This window comes from Staphylococcus sp. URHA0057 (assembly GCF_000620265.1).
Taxonomy (GTDB): domain Bacteria; phylum Bacillota; class Bacilli; order Staphylococcales; family Staphylococcaceae; genus Staphylococcus; species Staphylococcus pasteuri.
The window spans coordinates 81,370-87,624 of record NZ_JHVS01000011.1 but is presented as its reverse complement, the minus strand read 5'-3'; the positions used below and the strand labels follow the sequence as shown (position 1 = coordinate 87,624).

General features: G+C 31.1%; 6 protein-coding genes, 2 tRNA genes and 1 rRNA gene. All 9 read right to left on the bottom strand.

Annotation, left to right across the window (positions count from 1 at the left end; all coding sequences use genetic code 11):
• A 16S ribosomal RNA gene (locus tag N524_RS0107985) occupies positions 1 to 199 on the bottom strand; the annotation flags it as partial.
• A 117-nt stretch (positions 200 to 316) separates the two neighbouring features.
• Positions 317 to 390 (bottom strand) — tRNA-Gly (locus tag N524_RS0107980).
• Between the two features lie 16 nt (positions 391 to 406).
• A tRNA-Leu gene (locus N524_RS0107975) sits at positions 407 to 492 on the bottom strand.
• 283 nt (positions 493 to 775) lie between these two features.
• Entirely contained in the window at positions 776 to 1,234 is a 459-nt protein-coding gene (locus tag N524_RS0107970; protein ID WP_029056202.1) for a SprT family protein, read from the bottom strand.
• Entirely contained in the window at positions 1,227 to 3,377 is a 2,151-nt protein-coding gene (locus N524_RS0107965) for a Tex family protein (protein ID WP_029056201.1), read from the bottom strand. Before N524_RS0107965 ends, N524_RS0107970 begins: the two co-directional genes overlap by 8 nt.
• A gap of 221 nt (positions 3,378 to 3,598) precedes the next feature.
• Entirely contained in the window at positions 3,599 to 4,369 is a 771-nt protein-coding gene (sigB, locus tag N524_RS0107960; protein ID WP_029056200.1) for an RNA polymerase sigma factor SigB, read from the bottom strand.
• Entirely contained in the window at positions 4,344 to 4,823 is a 480-nt protein-coding gene (gene rsbW / locus N524_RS0107955) for an anti-sigma B factor RsbW (RefSeq protein ID WP_017637328.1), read from the bottom strand. The genes sigB and rsbW overlap by 26 nt, the downstream gene beginning before the upstream one ends.
• Before the next feature lies 1 nt (position 4,824).
• On the bottom strand, positions 4,825 to 5,151 hold the full coding sequence (locus N524_RS0107950; RefSeq protein WP_029056199.1) for an anti-sigma factor antagonist: 327 nt from the start codon (positions 5,149 to 5,151) through the stop codon (positions 4,825 to 4,827).
• 94 nt (positions 5,152 to 5,245) lie between these two features.
• The gene (locus N524_RS0107945) at positions 5,246 to 6,247 is read right to left on the bottom strand and encodes a SpoIIE family protein phosphatase (protein ID WP_017637330.1); all 1,002 of its coding nucleotides are present in this window, start codon (positions 6,245 to 6,247) and stop codon (positions 5,246 to 5,248) included.
• Positions 6,248 to 6,255: the final 8 nt, after the last annotated feature.

Below are 6,255 nucleotides of genomic sequence, written 5' to 3'. Positions count from 1 at the left end.
ACCATGCGGTTCAAAATCTTATCCGGTATTAGCTCCGGTTTCCCGAAGTTATCCCAGTCTTATAGGTAGGTTATCCACGTGTTACTCACCCGTCCGCCGCTAACGTCAAAGGAGCAAGCTCCTTATCTGTTCGCTCGACTTGCATGTATTAGGCACGCCGCCAGCGTTCATCCTGAGCCAGGATCAAACTCTCCATAAAAATTTATGATGTTTGATTAGCTCATAAAACTAAATTAATTGTTGTAACTTTCGTTACATTATTGGAATTAACGTTGACATATTGTCATTCAGTTTTCAATGTTCATTTTGTAAATATTGGAGCGGGTGATGGGAATCGAACCCACAACATCAGCTTGGAAGGCTGAGGTTTTGCCATTAAACTACACCCGCATGTAATTAAGTTATTTGGTGCGGCCGAGAGGACTTGAACCTCCACGGGATTTCTCCCACTAGGCCCTCAACCTAGCGCGTCTGCCATTCCGCCACGACCGCTGGCAAAACGCTTTAAAATATCGAACTACTTTTTAATAGCATAATATATTGTAAAACATTTGAAATGTTATGTCAACAAGTTTTTAATATTAAATTAATAATCTTAATTAACTTATAAAGTGATGTGTTTTGTTAACGCAACGTTATTTATAATAAATCATTGTAAAGACTATGTCAATAATAAAAATTATTAAAATTTCAAAAAGAGTACTATAGCAATATATTAACCATAGTACTCCTTGTTATATTTGATACTATTAATTTGCATTTAGATATTTGTAACTCATTTAGAAATGTGATCAGATAGTTTTAATTTTCCTCCACATTTTCCACATCTCATTTTATTTACATCTACTTTCCTAATTCTTAAATATTTTGTAAAACAATTTTTACATGAATATATATAATTAGCTCTTTCTTTATAAGATTTTGTAGGTGTACAAAATCTTGGTGCCCCTACTTTACTACTCAAAACTTTAAAGTCACTATCTCTATGTTTATAACCTTTTCCAGTTAAATGTAAATGATAATGGCATAATTCATGTTTTATTATATCAATAATTGCTTTCTTTCCATATTTTTCATATTGCTTAGGATTAACTTCAATGTTATGAGATTTTAACATATATCTGCCGCCAGTAGTTCTTAGTCGACTATTAAAGTATGCATCATGTTGAAAAGGAATTTTAAAATATTCAATGGATATTTCACACACTAAGTTTTTTAGTTCTTGATTATTCATTTGGGTTAATCATTGTCAATGCAACTTTATCCTTTTGTTTATCAATGCTCAATATCCAAACTTCAACTATATCCCCAACACTAACTATATCCATAGGATTTTTTACAAACCTTTTAGATAGTTTTGAAACGTGAACGAGTCCATCCTGTTTTACTCCAATATCTACAAATGCTCCAAAATCCACAACATTCCTAACGGTACCACTAAGTTTCATACCTTCTTTTAAGTCTTCAATAGATAGTACATCGGATTTTAATATTGGTGTTTCAAATTCATCACGTGGATCTCTATTAGGTGCTTTTAGAGAATTTATAATATCTTCGAGTGTTAGCTCACCTATATTAAGTTCTTCAGCCAATTCTTTTATATTAACCGAATCTAGTTTATTTTTTAATGTATCGTTACCTAAATCCTTAACTTTTAGATTTAATTGTTTAAGTAACTCATATGTTGCATTGTAGCTTTCAGGGTGAATAGATGTATTATCTAACGGTTCTGTACCATCAACTATTCTCAAAAATCCAATACTTTGTTCTAAAGTTTTTGCGCCTAGTCTTTTTACTTTTGCAATCTCTTTATGGTGCTTGATAGCTCCATTTTCTTCTCTATATTCAATAATATTTTGTGCTATTTGTGAAGTCAGACCAGATACATATTGTAATAATGAACGAGATGCTGTATTTACATCCACTCCTACTTGGTTAACCGCTGTTTCTACTACAAATGTTAATGCTTTTTCTAGTTCTTTTTGGTTAACATCGTGTTGATACTGTCCTACACCAATTGATTTAGGGTCAATTTTAACAAGTTCACTTAACGGATCTTGAACCCTTCTTCCGATTGATACTGCACTTCTTTCTTCAACTTGGAAATCAGGAAATTCAGCTCTTGCAATTTCAGAAGCAGAATAAACTGATGCACCCGCTTCATTTACTATTATGAATTGAACATTCAATTTATATTTTTGTATAACATTAGCTATAAATTGTTCTGTTTCTCTACTAGCTGTACCATTTCCAATTGCAATAAGTTGAACACTATAATCATTAATCATCTTAACGATTACTTTTTCAGCATTATCTAATTTATTTACAGGTGGGTGTGGATATATCACATTTTTAGCTACAAAAGTACCATAAGGGTTAATCACCGCTAATTTACAACCAGTTCTAAACGCTGGATCCACACCTAATATTTGTTTACCTTTCATAGGTGGTTGTAAAAGTAAATTTCTTAAATTTTCACTAAACACATCAATGGCATGATTTTCAGCCTTTTCAGTTAAATCGCCTCTTATTTCTCTTTCTATCGAAGGCATAATTAACCTTTTTAAGCTATCTTTGATTGCATCTTTAACAATATATGTAGCTTCAGTTTCTTTTTTAATTTCTTGTTTTTCGATATCTTTTTCTACTTGCGTAGTATCAAATTCAATTTTTACAGTTAATACTTTTTCTTTCTCGCCTCTATTAACTGCTAATACCCTATGATTAGCCATTTTTTTAATAGGTTCAGCATAATCATAGTACATAGTGAAAATTTCTTTTTCATCTTCAGCTTTTTTCTTCTTAGTAGTAACTATTTGACCTTGGTGATAAACATTTTTCAAGATTCTTGAACGATATTTGGGGTTGTCAGAAATTTGTTCAGCAATAATATCTTGTGCCCCTTGAATTGCCTCGTCAATACTTTCAACTTCTTCATTAATGTAAATTTTAGCTTTAGCTTCAACCGCTTCGTCAAGTTGAGGTTGTAAAAGCCAAGTAGCAAAAGGTTCCAATCCTTTTCTTTTAGCTTCAGTAGCACGTGTTTTTTTCTTTTGTTTATATGGTCTATATAAATCTTCTACACGTTGCAATTTTGTTTGTTTTAGAATATCATTTTTCAGTTCATCAGATAGCATGCCTTGTTGTTCGATACTATGAATGACTTCTTCTTTTCTCTTTTGTAAGTTAACCATGTATTGATATTCATCTGAAATTTGTTTGATTTCAACTTCATCCAAGCCACCTGTTTGTTCTTTACGGTATCTTGCTATGAAAGGAACAGTATTTTTATCCTCTAATAATTTTAGTACTGATGTAATTTGTTTTTCAGAAAAATTGTACTTTTCGATGATTGATTTAATTAAATGATTGTCCATTGTTCTACCACACTTTTTCTTTAATTTATTTTTTTATTTTAACATAATCCGGTAATTTCTTATTGCTTAGATAGGTTTCATTAATAAATTTCTTTTTAAAAGCTTGTTTAAATTAAAATAAGATTACTACTTCCTCAGAAATATAGTACTCATTTAGAATCTACATTTTGCTGAAAAAATAATAACCTTATTTTTTGTTATAATATTATATATTTAATTATTTACTGATTAGCTGCTTCTTGCAACTTTTTGATTGCAGTACGTTGTAATCTTGATACATGCATTTGGCTCAGACCTATACGTTCACCAGTTTCTTTTTGACTAAGACCTTCGATAAACGTACATTGTATGATTTCTTTTTCTCTATCTGATAATATTGGTAGAATTCTTTCTAGAATCATTCGTTTTTCAGTAAGGTCATAATTATCATCTTGTTGACCCATAATATCCAACAATGTAACTGTTGAACCATCTTTATCTGCTTCGATTGAATGATCTACACTTAGCGCATTATAACTTTGGCCCATTTCCATAGCTTCAAGAACTTCTTCATCAGTAACTTCTAAACGTTCAGCAATCTCACTAATTGATGGTGAGCGTTCTAATTCATTTGTAAGTTCATCACTAACCTTCTTTATACGAGGACCAATTTCTTTTATACGTCTTGGAACATGAACACTCCATGTTTTATCTCTCAAATATCTTTTAATTTCACCAATAACTGTTGGCACTAGGAATGCTTCAAATTTTCGATCAAATGACAAATCAAATCTATTTATAGCACCTATTAAACCAACCATTCCCACTTGAACTAAATCTTCATGATGTGATTGACCTTTAGAGTATTTATAAGCTAATGATTCAATTAGTTTTCGGTAATGACGAACTAATTTATCTTGAGCGCCACTACTTTGGTCTTCTTGGTGTTCTTTAATCCATTGGTTAATCTGTTCAGGTGATACATCATTAACTGATTTCGACTCTTTCGTCATTATTTCGCACCTGCTCTTTTTTAATATACTTAGTCATACTTATCGTAACACCAGATTCTTTGTAAACAGTAACCTCATCCATAAGAGATTCAATTAAGAATAAACCTAATCCGCCTTCACGTAAGAAATCTACATTTTCGTTATTATCATATGGTCCTAAGTTAGACTTAGTAGTTTCATAATCAAAACTTTCACCTTGATCTGAAATAACAATTTTAATTTTATCGTCAAATACTTCAAAGCACAAATTAATCATGCCTGTTTCAGGATTGTGTTTATAAGCATGTTTTACTGCATTAGTTACAGCTTCACTAACCGCAATTTTTGAATCTTCTATATCATCATATGATGCACCTGCTCTGGTAAACACACCAGACAGTGTTAATCTAATTAAACTTACATATTCGGCAGAAGCTGGTAACCGCATTTCAATATAATCTTGTTTTGATTGCATGTTACTCTACCTCCGTTCCTTCATTAACATGCATTAAATCTTTTAATCCAGTAATATCAAAGAGTCTTCCAATACGGTCAGATACTCCTAAGATATAAAGCTCTTTATCGTTTTGATTTAATGCTTTTAGTGTTCCTACAAATAGACCTAAACCTGTTGAGTCCATATAGCTTACATTTGCTAAATTTACATGGATGTCATGTGTACCTTCTTGTCTCATTGGCACAAGTACCTCTTCTAGTTCAGGTACTGTATAAACATCAAGTTCTCCGCCAACTTTAACTTCATAATATGTATCATGTGTGACAGTTTCAATATTAAGATTCATTTAATTACACTCCTAATTGTATTTCGATTCTTCTAGTTTACTATTCAAGAATAATTATACCCATTGTCATAATTCCTTAATCATAAATTAAAGTTTAATTCACTCGTTTTATAATCAATATGGTCATATCATCTTTTTTATGAGGATTTTGTACTTTTAAAATAGCTTCATAAATAATTTGAACTATGTCCTGTGGGTGCATATGCTTATATTTTTTAATAAGATTCAATAATGTCTCTTTTTTTATAAATTCGCCTTCTTTATTTCTAGCTTCAGTTACGCCATCCGTAAGAATTATTACTAAATCATCAATATAAATAGGAATTTCTTGTTGGCTATACCGTGTTTGTTGACTAATACCTAACACGCGTCCTCTTACTTCTATTTCTTGAAATTCTTCAGTTTCAGCACGATAAACGTATCCAGGTTCATGTCCAGCTGAACTACAATATAATAAATGGTTCATTTCTTCATATAAACCATAGAACATTGTAACGAACATATTTTGATTTACGTTTTTTTCAACAACACGGTTAAGTCGCTTTAAACCTTCACTTGGTAATTGTGAATGTCCATAAGAATCCATACCAAATTTAATCATACTCATAGCTAATGCAGCTGGAATTCCCTTCCCAATGACATCTGCAACGGCAAAACTCATAGTTCCATCATTATGATCAATTAAGTTAAAATAATCTCCACTTACTTTTTGAGCAGCAACTGAAATAACGCCAATTTGTATACTATCAAACTGAGGAATATCTGTTTTTAACATAGTTTGTTGTAGTCTAGAAGCTAAATCAATTTCTTTATCGTGGTATTGTAGTTTATTGACTAATTTTTGATAGTCTCTATAACTATATCCAAATCCTTTAACAACTTCCTGTAAAACATCTAATGTGTTAAGTGCCTCATGTTCAGCTATGTCTAATGAAGAAATATAATTTTTATGTATTTCAACAATATCTTCTGGCAAAATATCTTTTTTTATAACTTCATTAGTGAATTCTTCACACTTCTTTATTAATTGTGTTTTGTTATTCGTGCTTAAGCTTTCATCTATCAATTTTTTATAATCTTTTTTAAATTCTTCCACGATTTTTG